We start from the raw sequence: 16,934 nt of genomic DNA, 5'->3' as shown, positions 1-16,934 counted from the left end.
TTCGCCGTTCGGCCCCTCTGGTCTCAGACCAGCGAGTCCCGCCATGCGGCGTGGAGCTGGGCGAACCGGCCCGTGCCCGCGATGAGCTCGTCCGGCGAGCCGTCCTCCACCACACGGCCGTGCTCCATGACGAGCACGCGGTCCGCGATCGCCACCGTCGACAGGCGGTGGGCGATGATCACGGCGGTGCGGTCGGCGAGCAGCGTCTGCAGCGCCTCCTGCACCAGGCGCTCGCTCGGGATGTCGAGCGAGCTGGTCGCCTCGTCCAGGATCAGCACCGCCGGGTTCGCCAGGAACGCCCGGGCGAACGAGATGAGCTGCCGCTGACCCGCGGACACCCGGCCGCCGCGCTTGTTCACGTCGGTGTCGTAGCCGTTCGGCAGCCCCGCGATGAACTCGTGGGCGCCGACCGCGATCGCGGCCTCCTCGATCTCCTCCCTGGTCGCGTCCGGCTTGCCGAGTGCGATGTTCTCGGCGACCGAGCCGCTGAACAGGTAGGCCTCCTGCGTCACCATGACGATCGCGCGGCGCATGTCCTTGGGATGCATGTCCCGCAGATCCACGCCGTCGAGCGTGACGGAGCCCTCGCTCGGGTCGTAGAACCGCGAGATCAGCTTGGCCAGGGTCGACTTGCCAGCGCCGGTCGAGCCGACCAGCGCCACCGTCTGCCCGGCAGGGATGTCCAGGCTGAACTCCGGCAGGATGACCCGATCGCGCTTGTACGCGAAGGTCACCTCGTCGAAGCGTACGTGGCCTTCTGCCGTCCACAGGTCGACCGGCTGCACGGGATCCGGAACGCTCGGCTCCTCCTCCAGGACACCCGAGATCTTCTCGAGGGCCGCAGCGGCCGACTGGTAGGAGTTGTAGAACATCGCCATCTCCTCCATCGGGTCGAAGAACCGGCGCGTGTAGAGCAGGGTCGCCAGCAGCACGCCGATCGCGAGCTGCCCGTCGGCGACCCGGAAGCCGCCGACGAGCAGCACGGCGCCGACCGTCAGGTTGCCGATCATCACCAGCCCGGGGTCGAAGATCCCGAAGAGCTGGATGACGCGCGCGTTGACGTCGCGGTAGTCCTCCACGAGGCCGCCGAACTCCTTCTCGTTGCGCTTCTCCTTGCGGAACGCCTTGACCGCGCGGATGCCGGTCATGGTCTCCACGAAGTGCACGATCAGCTTCGCCGACGCGACCCGCGAGATGCGGAACAGCACCTGCGAGCGCTTCTGGAACCACCGGGTCAGGAAGTACAGCGGCACCAGCGAGCAGAGCAGCACGACGCCGCTCACCCAGTCGAGCCAGAACAGCGCGATCGCGATGAACAGCATGTACAGGAAGCCCTGCACGAGCTGGTTGATGCCCGAGTCCAGCAGCTCGCGGATGGAGTCCAGGTCGCTGGTCTGCCGCGAGATGATGCGGCCGGACGTGTACGACTCGTGGAACTCCAGCGAGAGCTTCTGGGTGTGCAGGAACACCCGCTTGCGCAGGTCGATCAGGATCGCCTGGCTGATCCGCGCGCTCAGGACCGTGTACCACGCGATCAGGACGGCGCCGATGACGCCGGTGACGAGGTACGCGATGCCGGCGGCGGCGACCGGCAGCCAGTTCTGGCTCTGCAGCGCCGTGATGCCGTTGTCGATGCCGAACGCGATGATCGCGGGCCCGGCCACCTGACCGGCCGTGCTGATCACGACGACGATCGCGGTGAGCACCAGCCGGGTGCGCAGCGGGCGCAGCAGCGAGCCGAGCAGGCGCAGCGAGCGCCGGCGGATCTGCCGGCTCTCCTCCTTGTTGAGGTCGTGGCGCTCTTCGCCTTCGACGCCCAGGACAGTCGCGGTGCTCACAGGTTCACCTCCTGAAGGGTCTTCTCGTCGCGCTCCTCTTCGAGGGAGGAGAGGACGAAACGGTAGTGCTCGTTGGACACGAGCAGGTCGTGGTGAGTGCCGACCGCGGTGATGCGGCCGTCCTCCAGCAGCGCCACCCGGTCGGCCAGCGTCACCGTCGACGGACGGTGCGCGACGACCAGGGCGGTCGTGGAGGCCAGGACCCGGCGGAGGGCGGCCTCCACCAGCGCCTCGGTGTCGACATCGAGCGCGGACAGCGGGTCGTCCAGCACCAGGATGCTGGGCGCCGCGGCCACGGCACGCGCGAGCGCGAGACGCTGCCGCTGGCCTCCGGACAGACTGAGCCCCTCCTCGCCGACCTTGGTCTCGACGCCCTCCGGCAACTCGTAGACGAAGCCGGCCTGGGCGATCTCGAGCGCCTCGGTCAGGATGCGCTCCGCCTCCGCGGAGGCCGGGTCGAGCCCGTCGCGGCCGAGCAGCACGTTGTCGCGCACGGAGGCCGAGAACAGCGTCGCGTCCTCGAACGCCATGGCGATGGCCTTCCGCAGGTCGTACCGGGTGAGGTCGCGCACGTCCACGCCGTCCACCTTCACCGCGCCGCCGGTCACGTCGTACAGGCGCGTGGTGAGCGCGGTGAGCGTCGACTTGCCGCTTCCGGTCAGACCGACCAGCGCCATCGTCTCCCCCGGCCGCACCGTGAGGTCGATGCCGTCGAGGAGGTCGGGGAAGCGCTCCGGCGAGTCCTGGTAGCGGAAGTGCACGTCGTCGAAGACGAGCTCGCCGCGGGGCTCCGCGATGTGCTTCGGCTCGGCAGGGTCGGTGATCGTGTTGACCTCGTCCATGACCTCGAAGAACCGGTCGGCCGCGGTGCGGGTGTCGAACGTCATCGAGAGCAGGAAGCCGATCGACTCGATCGGGAACCGCAGCACGGTCGCGGTCGCGAAGAACGCGACCAGCTCGCCGACCGTCAGCTCGCCCTGCGCGGCCAGCCACACGCCGACCACCAGACAGATGCCGAACGCCACATCGGGGATGAGCAGCAGCCACAGCCAGATGCCCGCAATGGCCTTCGCCTTCTCGATCTCCGTGCCGCGGAGCGCCTCCGCCTGCGACTCGAACTTCTTCAGCGCGTGCTTGCCCCGGCCGAACGCCTTGAGGACGCGGATACCGTGCACCGATTCCTCGACGGCCGTCGCCAGGTCGCCGGCCTGGTCCTGGCTGCGTCGGGCGACGATCGAGTACTTCTTCTCGAAGACGAAGCCGTAGATCCACAGCGGGACGGACAGCACCAGGAAGATCAGGCCGAGGATCCAGTTCCAGCCGATCAGGATGGCGAAGCCGACGATGATGGTGACCACGTTGACGACGAGCAGCACGATGCCGAACGACAGCCAGCGGCGGATCAGGCTCAGGTCGCTGACGGCGCGCGACAGCAGCTGGCCGCTCGGCCACTTGTCGTGGAACGACACGGGCAGGTCCTGCAGCTTCTCGTACAGTGCGTTGCGCATCCGCGCCTCGACGTGGTGCCCGGGGTGAGCACGAACCAGCGTCGCAGCGAGATGAACACCGCCTCTGCGGCCCCGAGCCCGACGACGAGCAGCGCCGCCGGCCACACGGCGGCCGAGTCGCCCGCGGAGAGCGGGCCGTCGACCAGCCAGCGGAGCACCTGCGGGATGCTCAGGGCGACCAGGCTCGCCAGCAGCGCGGCGACCATGCCGAGCAGGATCCGGGGCGCCGCGGACTTGGCGAACGGCAGGATGCGGAGCAGGGTGCGCACAGTCCCCGAGCGCTTCTTCTCTTCTGTTTGCGGAGGATGCTGATGGGTTTCAGCGATAGACATGAGTTCCGTTTTCTCTTCGTGCGTTTCTTGTCTTCTTGGTGGGGTGCGGGGTCGGCTCCGACCCGGTGAGGCGTGCTGAGAGGTCGCCGAAGGAATGCGTCTACGAGAGCGTGACGTGCAAGGGCCACGGATGCCCCGTGCGGTTGCCCTGGGCGGGTGCCGGCGACAGTCAGCCGGAAGCGCGTACCTGCCTGGGACCTACCAGGCGGGGGCCGGCTCCGGGGACGCGTACGCGGCGGCGACGAGCCCGAACACGATCACGGTTCGTGTGTTCTCCGTCGTTGTCATGGCGACCTCCCCTAGCCCGATGCGTCTTCCGAGTGCTGCGACAAGGCAGCCCTACAGAATATTCCCAGGATCTCTCAGAGCGCAAGAGCGAGTTTCCGATCCGCCACGATTCGTGCCGAATGTGGCCTCCCGCGCCACCGAAGTCGACATTCGGCACGAATCGCATCGTGGCGATTCGTGCCGAATGTCGCGAATCGCGGCGCTATTGCCGCGATTCGTGCTGAATGTTGAGTGCCGCTCCGCCTCAGCGGATGCGGATCGAGAGGCAGGTGACGCAGCCCTCGAGCTTCTCGAACTCCGAGATGTCGACCTGGATCACCGTGTAACCGAGGTCCTCCACCAGCGCGACCGAGCCGGGCGCGGACGACGACATCAGCACCGTCTGGTCGTCGAGGACGACGACGGCGGTGCCGTGCGCCTCCGGGACCGGCAGGAAGCGCTGGAAGATCCGCGGGTCGTCCACGATCGGCTCGTACCCGATCACGGTGCCGTCCGGGAGGGCGGTGACAGCGGTCTTCAGGTGCAGCGCCTTGGTGACCGGCACCGCGACCACGGTATAGCCGAGCGGGGCGGCGAGCGCGCGCAGCTGGCGGATGCCCTCCGCGTTGGTGCGGCCGCCACGACCGACGTAGACGGTGTCGCCCACCTTCAGGACGTCGCCGCCGTCGAGCGTGCCCGGCTCCTCGATGCGCTCCAGTCGGAGACCCTGCGCCCGCAGCGCGGCCTCGGTGCCGGCGATCTCCGGGCGACGCGAGTCGGCGCCCGGGCGGGTGATCACGGCGGTGTCGCCGAAGACCACGGCCGTGTCCTCCACGAACACGGAGTCGGCCAACTGGTCGGCGCTGGCGACCTCCACGGTCTGCCAGCCCGCGGCGGAGAGCGCCGCGACGTAGTCGTCCCACTGCTTGTCGGCGAGCTCGCTGTCGACGGCCTCGCGCTCGATGTGGGTGATGAGGCCCTCGCTGAGGTTGCCTGCGGGGATGCGCACGAGCGCGATCTTGCGGGAGGTCGGGGCACCCTGCGACTCGATGGCGCCGAACACGGCGAAACCGGCGGTCGGGAACGCGATGGCGACGGCGAGCCAGAACGGGAGGTTGATCCCGATGAACGACGACGCGATCTGGCCCCACGCCTGGCCTGTGAGCGTGACGTTCAGCGTCGAGAACAGCACGAGCGTGCCGATCGCCGCGCTGATGAGGCCGACCAGGATCCCCGCGACCACCGCGATCCAGCGACGGTCGTACGCGCCCAGCAGGGCCGCGATCGCGGCGAGGACGAACGCGGCGAGCGCGTTCCAGGCCACGTAGGGCGTGATGCTCCCGAGCACGGCGGAGTTGAGCTGGTTCGCCACCAGCAGCACGAGCGTCGCGACCACCAGGCCGATGGCGGCCACGGCGACGGCGGACACGATGGAGGCGACGAGCCGGCGGGCCCAGGAGGAAGTCATGCGAACGAGCCTATCCGACCGCTCCCTATGCGAATGCTGGCATACGTCGGCGGCGGGCAGGCGTCCCGCTATCGGCCACGGCGGCCGATAGCGGGACGCGGGAGGAACTCACGCGTGCGCGGGCTCCCGCAGGCGCGCCAGCGCGATCTCGTCGGCGGCCGCCAGCGTGGTGATCCCGCGCTCGGCGGCGACGTCGAAGACGCGCGCCACGATGTCGCCGATGGCCTCGACGCGCTGGCGCGTGGCCTCGGCCGACGGCTCGTCCTCGTTCATCATGGCGAGGAAGATGACGCCGCCGGCGTTGACGACGAAGTCGGGCGCCCACAGGATGCCGCGGGCGGCGAGGCGCTCGGCGCCGGAGCGCTCGGCGAGCTGGTTGTTCGCCGGACCGACGACCGCCTTGACGCGCAGCTCGTCGATCACGGTGTCCGTCAGGACGCCGCCGACGCCGGCCGGGACGAACAGGTCGCCCTCCACGCGGTGCGCCTCGTCCGGCTCCACCCAGGTCGCCCCGAGGGCGTCCGCGAGGGCGCGCTTGGCCGGGTTGACGTCGGTGACGGTGAGCACGGCGCCCTCGCTGGCGAGCCGCATGGCGATGATCGAGCCCACGTGGCCGAGGCCGAGCACGGTGACCCGGCGGCCGGCGACGTCGCGGCTGCCGGTCACGCGCTCCAGAGTTGCGAGCAGCCCGGCGTAGACGCCGGCGGCGGTCGCGTCGCTCGGCTCGCCGACGCCGCCCTCCGCGGGCGGGAGGCCGCACACGTTGGCGGTGCGGGTCGCGACGACGGACATGTCCTCGGCGCTCGTGCCGACATCCTCCGCGGTCATGTAGCTGCCGCCCAGGCTCTCGACGGCGTCGCCGAGGTCGAGCATGACCTCGTAGCGCTCGGTCGGGCTGAGCTGGTGGCCGCGCGGCAGGTAGACGACGGCCTTGCCACCGCCACGATTGAGGCCGGCGGCGGCGTTCTTGAACGTCATCCCCTCGGCCAGGCGCAGGGAGTCGGCGACGGCCTCCTGCCAGGAGTCGTAGTTCCACACGCGGCAGCCGCCGAGAGCGGGGCCGAGGACGGTGGAGTGCACCGCGATGCTGATGGTGAGGCCGCTGCGCCTCCCCTTCACCACGTGCAGTGTTTCATGCGGAAGGTCGGTGGGCAGGACGGACATCGGTGTCTCCTCGTGGGATCGCGGTGAATGCTGAGGGTCTTGTGGACCGTCGTCTATTCTCCGCGACCCCGCGGGGCGATGCAATCCGCCGAGCCCAGGCCCGGTGGAGTGGTCACGGTCTCAGTGGAAGAAGTGGCGTTCTCCGGTGAAGTACATCGTCACTCCAGCCGCCTTCGCCGCGTCGATGACGTCCTCGTCGCGGATCGAGCCGCCCGGCTGCACGATCGCGGACACGCCCGCGGCGATCAGGATCTCCGGGCCGTCCGCGAACGGGAAGAACGCGTCCGAGGCCGCCACCGAGCCCGCGGCCCGATCGCCCGCACGACTGACGGCGAGGTTGCAGGAGTCCACCCTGTTGACCTGGCCCATGCCGACGCCGACGGAGGCGCCGTCCTTGGCGAGCAGAATGGCGTTCGACTTGACCGCACGGCACGCCTTCCAGGCGAACTCGAGGTCGGCGCGCGTTGCGGCGTCGGCCTCCTCGCCGGAGACCAGCGTCCAGCCGCTGGAGTCGAACGCATCGAAGCGGTCGGCGTCCTGCACCAGCACGCCGCCGGAGAGCTGGCGGAACTCGGTCGCCGACCGCGCGTAGCCCTCGGGCAGGCGGAGGATGCGGAGGTTCTTCTTGGTCTGCAGCAGCTCCAGCGCCTCCGGCTCGAAGTCCGGGGCGATGAGCACCTCGGTGAAGATGCCCTTCACCGTCTCGGCCATCGCGAGCGTCACCGTGCGGTTCGCCGCGATCACGCCGCCGTACGCCGACACCGGGTCGCACTCGTGCGCCTTGCGGTGGGCGTCCGCGATGTCGTCGGAGACCGCGATGCCGCACGGGTTGGCGTGCTTGATGATCGCAACGGCCGGCTCGGTGAAGTCGTACGCGCTGCGCAGCGCCGCGTCGGCGTCCACGTAGTTGTTGTACGACATCTCTTTGCCGCCGAGCTGCGTCGCCTGGGCGATGCCGCGGCCGGCGGGGTCGGCGTACAGCGCCGCGGCCTGGTGGGAGTTCTCACCGTAACGGAGGGTCTGCTTCAGCTCGGCGCGCACCTCGAACCGCTCGGCGAAATCGGCGGTGGAGGGCGCCTCCCCGCGAACCACGCCGCGACGGCACCGTCGTAGGAGGCCGTGTGCGCGAACGCCTTCGCAGCCAGCCCGCGGCGCTGGTCGAAGCTCGTCCCGCCTGCGGCGACCGCCTTCGCGACCTCGGCATAGTCCTCCGGCGAGACGACGATCGCGACGTTGGCGTGGTTCTTGGCCGACGCGCGCACCATCGCCGGGCCGCCGATGTCGATCTGCTCCACCACGTCGTTGCCGACCGCGCCCGAAGCGACAGTCTCCACGAACGGGTAGAGGTTGACGACGACGAGCTCGAACGGCTCGATGCCGAGATCCTTCAGTTGCTCCTCGTGCGAGGCGAGCCGCAGGTCGGCCAGCAGGCCCGAGTGGATGGCGGGGTGCAGCGTCTTCACCCGGCCGTCGAGAGACTCCGGGAACCCGGTGACGCTCGCGACATCGGTCACGGCGTGGCCAGCGTCGCGGATGGTCTGCGCGGTGGAGCCCGTCGACACGATCTCGACGCCGGCCTCTGCCAGCGTCGCGGCGAGGTCGAGCAGGCCGGTCTTGTCGCTGACCGAGATCAGTGCGCGGCGGATCGGGACGACGTCCCGTTCGCGGTAGAGGCTGGCGTCGTGGCGGGGTCCGCTCATACTCGGGAGAGCTCCTTGAGGTCGATGTGTCCGTTGGCGATGTCGAGGACGGCGTCGATCAGCAGCCGTCGCTCCACGGGTTTGATGCGTTCGTGCAGGCTGGCCTCGGTGTCGCCCGGCACGATCGGGACGCGTTGCTGGCTGATCACGGGGCCGGCGTCGACGCCGTTGTCGACCACGATCAGGCTGGCGCCGGTCTGGGTGGCGCCGGCGGCGAGCGCGTCCCGGACGCCGTGCGCGCCGGGGAACTCGGGCAGGTAGGCCGGGTGGGTGTTGATCAGGTGCGGCGAGAGGCCGTCGACGACGCGCGGGGGCAGCAGGCGCATGAAGCCGGACAGGATGACCAGGTCGGGCTCCCACAGCCGGATCTGCTCCAGCAGGGCGTCGCCCCACTCCTCCCGGCTGTCGTAGGACGTGTAGGGCACCGTGAACGACGGGATGCCGAACTCCTCGGCGTGGTCGAGCCCGTCGGCCTCCCGGTCGGCTCCCACCGCGACGACACGGGCCGGGAACTCGGCGTCGGAGGCGGCCTCCAGCAGCGCACGCAGATTGGAGCCACCACCGGAGATCAGCACGACGATCGAGAGCACGCGACCAGCCTACCCATCCGGGGAGGCGCGCTCCGACCGGCGATGGCGTGCTCGGCGCTCAGCGCCGGATGCGGGCTCCCGCCAGCAGGCCGATGACGGCGGCGACCGCCACCTCCCCCGCCGCGAGCGCGCCGACCAGCCACGGGTTCGGTCCGACATCGTGGAGACGTCCGGGGCCGAGGGCTCCGGAGGACCACCAGGCCAGGAGGCCCAGCTCGATTCCCGCGACGACGCCGATGCCGAGCGCGGTGAGAACGAGCGCCAATGCCCCGTCCGTCTGGGCCCTCCTCGTGCCGCGCAGCAGGGCGGCGGCGAGGAAGCCCGCCAGCAGGGGCACGATCACACCCGCCAGACCGAAGGTGTAGCCGTGCGCCGGGATGACGCCGAAGAGCGGGACGCCCGGAAGCGGGCCGAGCGCGGTGCCGATCGGGCTGACCGTGGACCCCGTACCGATGGCGAACCCGGGCCCGACCAGCCAGGACATCAGCCAGACGACGAGGTTCGGGAGGAACGCGAGCTGGGCGATGGTCAGGGCGATGCCGCCGGCGACACCGGTCTGCAGCTGCTCGTAAAGCCCGATGATCGCGCCGTAGTTGCCGAAGATGAGAAGCGTCAGGAGCAACGCGGACAGGCCGATGACGATGGCGGTCGCGGCGCTCCCGGCGCGCAGGGCCCCGAGGACCGCGGTGCGGACCGGGGCGGGGACGGCGGCGACCCGGGAGCGGGCCGCGACGGCGACCGGCGCGGGGGCGCCCCGGCCCGGCGCCGAGCGGTCGTCGCGCGCCCCGTCGGCGTGGTCGGTGGACGGCTCCCGCACGCCGCGGAGCGCCGCGAACACGAAGCCGATCCCGATGCCGAGCGCGTAGACGAAGGTGGGGAGCACGAAGCCCCGCCAGAGCGACGGCTGCACGAGCTCGCTGCCTCCGGTCGCCGTGACCACGACGGAGATCAGGAAGAACACTGCGATGGCGGAGACGGCGCCGGTCGAGCGGTACGGCGTCTCGGCCGCACGCAGCCCCGTGCGCACTCCGAGCCCGGCGGTGAGCGCGGCGAATCCCAGGAGTGCGATCGTCACCTGGAACGGCGCGGCGGCGGCCGGGAGGCCCAGGGATCCGACGAGCTGCGGGTCCAGCGTCACGGTGAGGTCGACGCCGTGCCCGATCAGCCAGATGTCCGCCGTCGCCCGCCAGACGATCGCGAAGTCGCCGGCGAGATGATATTGCGCCGCCCACAGCACGGTGAGCGGGACGAGGCAGACCGCGAGCCCGATCGCCGCGACGATGACCGCCTCGAGCGCGGCGAGCAGGGCGACGGTTGTGCGATTCATGACCGGATGGAGCCTACCCGCCGGGCGGTCGCCCACCCCGCAGACACTTCGGGGCTCTGGAGACGGTCATGGTTTCATCGCTGGGGCACGCACCCCGCGGGCCCGGTTTCGGCGTGGATGCCGACGGCCGATACTCGCACAGCGTTCCTGCCCGCAAACACTCGCGGCCGCTCTGACTAGACTGGTGAGATAAACATCTTGCGTCTATACGTCTTGAATTTTACTATCTTCTCTGTTTGGCTATGGCCATGAAAAAACACGTACCATCCGCTCCCGCGTCGCCGCTGGCGCCATCGCTGTCGCTGCGTCGGTCGGCCTCGCCGTCGGCACGGCAGTGCCGGCGAACGCGGCGATTTGGCACTACGTGTCGTCGTCGTGGGTAGAGGCGTACGCGGGGGCGACGTCCAACACAGCGAGCGACGGGATGATGCAGGCGTACGCAGTGCTCGGCAACGACTAGAAGTGGGGCGCACGCTCGTCAAGCTCGACGCTCGCGGTGGTCAACGGATTCAACATGACCCACAAGGCCCAGTTCTTCCGCGACGGCAAGCTGATCGTTTCGAGCTGACCTCCACGAGACGGAGACGGAGACGGAGAACTCGCTTGCACGAACCCGTCTCCGTGTCCCATTCACGGCTCCACTCCGAAAGCACACATGACTCCCTCTCTGACGCGAATCGCCTCCGCGATCGCAATGGTCGCGTTCGCCGCGCTCATCGGCGGCTGCTCCTCGCAGCACGCGGCTGGGGACAAACTGGCTGACTCGTTCGCTGCTCTCATCAGCGAGAAACTCACCGGCCAAGTGACAGACTTCGAGACGCAGGTGCTCGAGCGCGCGTTGGATCGCGGAACGATTTCACAGAGCGATTATGAGGAAGCGCACGACCGCTATCGTGAATGCATGGCCCAGCACGGGGTCGAAACCGAAGAACTCCGGTTCCCCAATGGAGTCATTCACGAGACTCCGCCGAAGCCGGACGATGAATTCTCGGTTGAACGTCTGGTCGAGTTGGACTACACGTGCGCACGTTCCACGATCGTCGTCATCGACGAGCTCTATGTGGTGCAACAGGGCAATCCTGGGCTCCTCCGCGACACCGCGGCCGCAGGCGCGGCGTGCCTTCACCGCGAGAAGCTCGCACCTTCTTCGTTCGGTCGCGACGACTTCGAGTCGGCGTTCGGACCCGGGCACGACGACTACGACGCCCTCCCTTTCGACGTCAAAGACGAGAGGGTGCAGATGTGCCTGTTCACAGCGCACATCGTGATCGGATTCGGGGAATGACGAATACCGCTTTTACACGACCGGCAGCTATCGTCGGCACGCGACCCCGGCTCGTCGCGACGACGGCGTGCGCTTCACGCGGAGCGGGGAGGCCAGGAAGACCGCGTCGTCGTTCACGGCGATCGACGAGCCCGACGGCGTCTTGCATGCCGATCCGGACCTTCTTAGCGACCATTCGCAAGCCGGCGAGGCCAATGACGCCTCCCCGTACAGCATGGTCATCGGGTTGCCCGAGTGATCCGCCGAATCCTGCTCCCTGTCGCCACGGCTCTCGTCGGGCTGGCCGGCGGCGTCGTCCTCCATGCTCGCATTCGCCCCGTCCGCACCCGAGGGGCTCCAGCCGTCGGCCCTTCCGAGCACACTCGGCCTCACGGAGATCGAGTTCCGGGACGAGCGCTCCATGGGCCTGACCGCCACCGTCGACCGCACCGCCCCCATCGCCCTGAACACGAACGGGATGGTGACAGGCTCCGGGTGCGTCTCCGGCGGGACGATCCGAAGCGGGGACGTGATCGCGCACGTCGACGCGGCGCCGGTCGTGGCGCTCGCGAGCAGCACACCCCTCTTCCGCGACCTCGTTCCCGGCGATGAAGGAACCGACATCGCCGCTCTACGGCATGCGCTCCGCGGGCTCGGGTTCGACGTGGACGCCGAAGGCCCATACAGCGCCGCCGTCCGAGACGCCCTCAAGGACCTCCAGCGTCGCACCGGGGTGACACCAGCCGACGGCTCGCTCCGGATCTCTACGGTCGCGTGGCTCCCCGCACCCTCGGTAGCGGTGTCGTCCTGCGAGGTCACCGTCGGCGAGCGCTACGACACCGGCAGTCCCTTCGCAGAGGTGCCCGGCATGCTGCGCTCACTCGCCCTCGTCGCCGGAGAGACGACCGCGCTTGTCCCGGGCGACCGCACGATCCGACTCGGAGCCCACGAGTTCGGGATGCCCGAAAGCGGTGTCATCGAGGACCGCGCCAACCTCGACGCGGTCGCCGCGTCGCCCGAATACCTGGCGAACGCCGCGAAGCCCAAGGACACCGCGTTGACTGTCTCGACGCGACTCGTCGCCCCGCTTCGCGTCGTCTCCGTGCCGCCCGGCGCCGTCATAGGTGTGGCGGACGCCCGGTGCGTACAGCTCGAAAGCGGGGAGACGACCGCGGTGCGGATCGCGGCGAGCCGGCTCGGAACGTCCTATGTCGTCTTCTACAGCGACATTCCCGACCGGATCCGGATCGGGTCCGCGGTGACGGCGAAAGACTGCGGGTGAGCACGGGCAGCGGCGCGCGATTGGAGGTCGACGACGTCGGACACGCCTTCACCCGTGGCGTGCCGATCTTCCAGGGCCTCACCTCGACGATGTCGCCCGGTGAGGTCTGGGCCGTGACCGGGCCGTCCGGGTCGGGCAAGTCGACGTTCCTCTCGCTCCTCGCCGGCTGGGAGGCGCCGACAGCCGGGAGGATCAACCGCGTCGGAATCGACAGCACCGGCTGGGTATTCCAGAACCCGCATGGCCAGGCGCGCCGAACCGCGATCGATCACGTGGTCTACCCGCTCATCGCGCGCGGCGCCGCTCGGGCGGAGGCCGTCGGGCGGGCGGAGCGCATCCTCGGCGAGCTCGGCCTCCGCGCTCTCGCCGATCGCACCTTCTCTCAACTCTCGGGCGGGGAAGCCCAGCGGCTCATGCTGTGCCGAGCGATCGCCGCCGGCCCCGACCTCCTGCTGGTCGACGAGCCGACCGCACAGCTGGACCGCGCCAATGCCTCGACAATCAACGGCATCCTCCGCTCGCTCGCCCGCATCGGCGCAATCGTCGTCGTCGCCACCCACGACCCGGACACTGTCGCCGCGTGCAGCCATCGATTGAAGCTCGATCGGACACCCGGCGCGTCGGACGTCGAACCGTCGTGAGGCTCACCCCTTCCGGTCCATGGCCGGCGAGAGCCGACGAAACGTCGCGACCAGTCCGCTGCGTTCGTTCATTCACGGGGCAGTCCTCGCGTCCCTGATCGTCGCGAGTGCGCTCCTCGACGCGGTGATGATCGCCGGACTGGAACGCCAGGCCGACGCCTTTCGAGCAGCGGGCGGCGCGACACGGGTACTCTCGTCGCCCGCCGCGATCGACCGCGACCTCTGCGAGAGGCTCCCGACAGCGGCCGGGTTCGCGGCCTCCGGCTCGCTCGCACAAGGAGAGTCCATCTCGTTGCTCGAAGCCGGATCCAGCACACTCCCGGTCTACGAAATCAGCCCTGGACTCGCCGCGCGCCTGGGGATCACCGACACCGGAGCCGGAGGGGTGTACCTCGCTACGACGTTCGCGGCCGAACTCGGCGCGGATCGCGGCACTGTCCTCATGGCGCGAGACGGTCCCGTGACCGTCCTCGGGACGTTCGCGCCCGGCCCGCGCGAAGGCGGCGAGGCCCGGCTCTCGTCTGCTCTCATCTCGATCGTCGCGCCGACGGGCAGCGCATCGGAGTGCTGGGCGGACACCTGGCCGGCCACCCGCGATCGCGACCCGCTCCTGCTGACGGCGCTGTCACCCGATGCGTCCTCGAAGGAGACCTCGCTCGACCCGCTGAATCCGGTGGCCGGGCAGGTTTTCACGGGCGTGGAGGCCTTCGCCGAGCGCGCAACCCGGTACACACCAGCCCTCGCTGCCGCCGGCGCGCTGGTCCTCGGCGTCGCGTACTCCCGCGGCCGCCGTCTGGAGCTCGCCGGTTCGCTTCACGCCGGCGCCAGTCGCGCCTTCGTCATGGGGACGATGCTGGCCGAGGCCACGCTGGTCGGCCTCCCCGCGTCGGCGGTGGCGGCCCTGGTCTCCGTCGCGGTCGCGCTCCTCCTGCAGATCGATATGGGCACGCTGCTTCCTGTGCTGGCGCTCCCAGCCGGGACCGCGGTGGCGATGTTTGTGCTGGGCGTCGCTGCGGCGGCCTCCACAGTTCGGGAAAGCGACCTGTTCGCGCTGTTCAAAGCGCGCTGACCAACGGACTCCGACGTCCGGAGCCCTGATCCTCTCCGAGGCACCCCGCAGACACTTCGGGGCTCAGGAGACGGTCATCACCTCGGTGTCGTCGTCGGCGTTCTCCGGGACGGTGATGACCGGCCGCTGGACGAGCTCCAGGATGGCGATGACGACCGCCGCGATCACCAGCGTCCAGATGATGAGCGACGGCGTCAGCGGGCGCACGAACAGGACGACCGCCGCCGCGATGACCGCGACCGCGGCCCGCAGCAGCACCCGCTGGGCGTACAGCCACGCCCCCACCCGGCCGGTGGTGATCCCGTGGCGCTCGGCCGACTCCCGCGCCCAGGTCACCCCGGAGCCGAAGAAGCCGCGCAGCTTGCGCGGCACCCCGAACGGCCCCGAGTACCAGCCGACCAGGGCGACGACGATCGCCAGCACGAGCACGGCGACGCCGGTGTCCTTCATCGCCGTCGAGACGGTCGTGTACAGGGTCGTCGCCACTCCCGCCGGCACCAGGCCGGGGGACGCCGAAGCGATGAACACGATCTGGCCGATCGCGATGGCGGACACCACGACGATCATCGCGATGGCCAGCGCCGACGCGGCTCCGATCAGGGCGAGGGCGCGGCGACGGGCCACGATCACGCCGAGCGCGAGCAGGCCGATCGAGACCCAGGGCAGCCACGCGCCTGCGACGAGAGCGAGGTTGTAGAAGACCTGGATGGTGGGGATGGACGAGTTCTGGGCGACGGTGATCGTCTTGTCGATCGTCGGGATGCGGGACGCGAAGGTGATGCCCTGATCGACCAGGCGCTGTTTGACCTTGTCGATGATGGGTCCGAGCTGGATCCCGACCGAACCGTCCTTGCCGATCGCGATCGCCGCCTGCGGATTGCCCTGCATCGTCGCGACGAGCTGGGTGTGACTGACCCGCAGGGCGTCCTGCCACACCTGTGCGAACGCGTCGGAGGCCACGAACCGGCCGACGGTGGTCTGGATCAGCGACACGATGCCCTGCGCGAGCGGCGCCTTGAGGGCGTCGAGCGCCTTCGTCGCCACGGGCCCGGTGCCCAGGCCGGTGATGCCGTCGATCACCTGCGAGGTGAGCTGCGGGATGTCGACGTGCTGCTGGATGACTTTGACGGTCTCGTCGGTGACGTAGGCCTGGACGCCCGGGTCGTTCGCGAGCGGCGCGTAGGTGGCGACGAACGCGTCCGTATCGGTGAGCTGCACCTTCGCCCAGGAGGCCACCACCGCGACGGGGGCGAGGATCGCGCCGATCACGATCAGCACGACGGCGAGCAGGGTCCACCCCCAGCCGCGCTTGTGCGTGGGTTCCGGCGCGGGTGCGAGGTCCGGCAGCGGCTCGGTGGAGTTCGGGTCCAGCCGGCCCCTGAGCGTCGCGTTCTCGGCTTCGAGCGCCGCGATACGACGCTCCAGCTCGGCGTTCGTCAGACGTGGCATCGCATCCCCCTCCCGGACGGTGGTGCTCACTGTAGCGCCGCCGTACCGGCGGCGGGCAGGCCCCGATCCCGGTTGTGGAGAAACGGATCGGGGCCGGACTCCGTGGAGGAGTCCGGCCCCGATCGGCGGATTCGAGCGGTGCCGTTACAGCGCCGCGTAGACCTCGCGCAGCAGCGCGGCGGTCTCGGACGGGGTCTTGCCGACCTTCACGCCCGCAGCCTCCAACGCCTCCTTTTTCGCCTGCGCCGTGCCGGCCGAGCCGGACACGATCGCACCGGCGTGGCCCATCGTCTTGCCCTCGGGCGCGGTGAAGCCGGCCACGTAACCGACGACCGGCTTGGTCACGTTGGCCTTGATGAAGTCGGCCGCGCGCTCCTCGGCGTCGCCGCCGATCTCGCCGATCATGACGATCGCCTTGGTCTCCGGGTCGGCCTCGAACGCGGCGAGCGCGTCGATGTGGGTGGTGCCGATGACCGGGTCGCCGCCGATGCCGATGGCGGTCGAGAAGCCCAGGTCGCGCAGCTCGTACATCATCTGGTAGGTCAGCGTGCCGGACTTGGAGACCAGGCCGATCGGGCCCTTGCCGGTGATGGTCGCCGGGGTGATGCCGACGAGCGACTCACCCGGGGTGATGATGCCGGGGCAGTTCGGGCCGATGATCCGGGTCTTGTTGCCCTTCTCCTTGGCATACGCCCAGGCCTCGGCCGAGTCCTGCACCGGGATGCCCTCGGTGATGACGACGAGCAGCGGGATCTCGGCGTCGATGGCCTCCACCATCGCGTCCTTGGCGAACGCCGGCGGCACGAAGATGATCGAGACGTCCGCGCCGGTCTTCTCGATGGCCTCCACGACCGTGCCGAAGACGGGGAGCTCGACGTCGCCGTGGGTCACGGTGGTGCCGGCCTTGCGGGCGTTGACGCCGCCGACGACCTGGGTGCCCGCCTTCAGCATGAGCGCGGTGTGCTTGGTGCCCTCGCCGCCGGTGATGCCCTGGACGATGACCTTGGAGTCCTTGTTGAGGAAGATAGACATTCT

General features: G+C 69.7%; 12 protein-coding genes and 2 pseudogenes. 4 read left to right on the top strand and 10 right to left on the bottom strand.

Annotated features, from left to right (window positions below):
- Positions 1-23 precede the first annotated feature (23 nt).
- The 7 genes and pseudogenes from ACRAWC_RS17705 to ACRAWC_RS17675 all read right to left on the bottom strand — a co-directional run bounded on the left by ACRAWC_RS17705 (position 24) and on the right by ACRAWC_RS17675 (position 10,194).
- A complete protein-coding gene (locus ACRAWC_RS17705) occupies positions 24-1,838 on the bottom strand; it encodes an ABC transporter ATP-binding protein (RefSeq protein WP_431348893.1) in 1,815 nt (604 codons plus the stop codon).
- Positions 1,835-3,678, bottom strand: a pseudogene (locus tag ACRAWC_RS17700) (ABC transporter ATP-binding protein). Before ACRAWC_RS17700 ends, ACRAWC_RS17705 begins: the two are co-directional and overlap by 4 nt.
- 532 nt (positions 3,679-4,210) lie before the next feature.
- Positions 4,211-5,413 (bottom strand): dimethylargininase, encoded by a 1,203-nt coding sequence (gene ddaH, locus ACRAWC_RS17695; RefSeq protein WP_431348892.1) that lies wholly within the window; start codon positions 5,411-5,413, stop codon positions 4,211-4,213.
- A 108-nt stretch (positions 5,414-5,521) separates the two neighbouring features.
- Complete coding sequence (locus ACRAWC_RS17690; RefSeq protein ID WP_431348891.1) at positions 5,522-6,577, bottom strand: Glu/Leu/Phe/Val dehydrogenase dimerization domain-containing protein; 1,056 nt, start codon at positions 6,575-6,577, stop codon at positions 5,522-5,524.
- Between the two features lie 120 nt (positions 6,578-6,697).
- A pseudogene (gene purH, locus ACRAWC_RS17685) lies at positions 6,698-8,277 on the bottom strand (bifunctional phosphoribosylaminoimidazolecarboxamide formyltransferase/IMP cyclohydrolase).
- A complete protein-coding gene (purN, locus tag ACRAWC_RS17680; protein ID WP_431348890.1) occupies positions 8,274-8,867 on the bottom strand; it encodes a phosphoribosylglycinamide formyltransferase in 594 nt (197 codons plus the stop codon). Before purN ends, purH begins: the two are co-directional and overlap by 4 nt.
- A gap of 58 nt (positions 8,868-8,925) precedes the next feature.
- Positions 8,926-10,194, bottom strand: coding sequence for a cell division protein PerM (locus tag ACRAWC_RS17675; protein ID WP_431348889.1), 1,269 nt, complete (start codon positions 10,192-10,194; stop codon positions 8,926-8,928).
- 694 nt (positions 10,195-10,888) lie between these two features.
- Here ACRAWC_RS17675 and ACRAWC_RS17670 point away from each other — a divergent pair.
- Positions 10,889-11,479: a hypothetical protein gene (locus ACRAWC_RS17670; RefSeq protein ID WP_431348888.1), complete on the top strand. Its 591-nt coding sequence runs from the start codon at positions 10,889-10,891 to the stop codon at positions 11,477-11,479.
- Between the two features lie 27 nt (positions 11,480-11,506).
- Here the strand turns inward: ACRAWC_RS17670 and ACRAWC_RS17665 are convergent, their stop codons facing one another.
- The gene (locus ACRAWC_RS17665; protein WP_431348887.1) at positions 11,507-11,782 is read right to left on the bottom strand and encodes a hypothetical protein; all 276 of its coding nucleotides are present in this window, start codon (positions 11,780-11,782) and stop codon (positions 11,507-11,509) included.
- Between ACRAWC_RS17665 and ACRAWC_RS17660 the strand changes: the two genes are divergently transcribed.
- From ACRAWC_RS17660 to ACRAWC_RS17650, 3 genes are read left to right on the top strand one after another with little or no spacing between them, the layout of a single operon-like run.
- Positions 11,781-12,740 carry a peptidoglycan-binding protein gene (locus ACRAWC_RS17660; RefSeq protein WP_431348886.1) on the top strand — a complete coding sequence of 320 codons (960 nt, stop codon included), beginning with the start codon at positions 11,781-11,783 and terminating at the stop codon, positions 12,738-12,740. The two genes, ACRAWC_RS17665 and ACRAWC_RS17660, sit on opposite strands and share 2 nt — an antisense overlap.
- Entirely contained in the window at positions 12,737-13,381 is a 645-nt protein-coding gene (locus tag ACRAWC_RS17655; protein WP_431348885.1) for an ABC transporter ATP-binding protein, read from the top strand. The genes ACRAWC_RS17660 and ACRAWC_RS17655 overlap by 4 nt, the downstream gene beginning before the upstream one ends.
- A gap of 19 nt (positions 13,382-13,400) precedes the next feature.
- Complete coding sequence (locus ACRAWC_RS17650) at positions 13,401-14,450, top strand: hypothetical protein (protein ID WP_431348884.1); 1,050 nt, start codon at positions 13,401-13,403, stop codon at positions 14,448-14,450.
- Between the two features lie 63 nt (positions 14,451-14,513).
- Here ACRAWC_RS17650 and ACRAWC_RS17645 read toward each other — a convergent pair whose 3' ends face one another.
- Both ACRAWC_RS17645 and sucD read right to left on the bottom strand, forming a co-directional pair.
- On the bottom strand, positions 14,514-15,929 hold the full coding sequence (locus ACRAWC_RS17645) for a hypothetical protein (protein ID WP_431348883.1): 1,416 nt from the start codon (positions 15,927-15,929) through the stop codon (positions 14,514-14,516).
- 114 nt (positions 15,930-16,043) lie between these two features.
- Positions 16,044-16,931: a succinate--CoA ligase subunit alpha gene (sucD, locus tag ACRAWC_RS17640; RefSeq protein ID WP_115697861.1), complete on the bottom strand. Its 888-nt coding sequence runs from the start codon at positions 16,929-16,931 to the stop codon at positions 16,044-16,046.
- Between the last annotated feature and the right edge of the window lie 3 nt (positions 16,932-16,934).

This window comes from Leifsonia sp. L25 (assembly GCF_050632895.1).
Note: the sequence above shows the minus strand (reverse complement) of the source record. Positions and strands in the feature narration are given on the sequence as shown.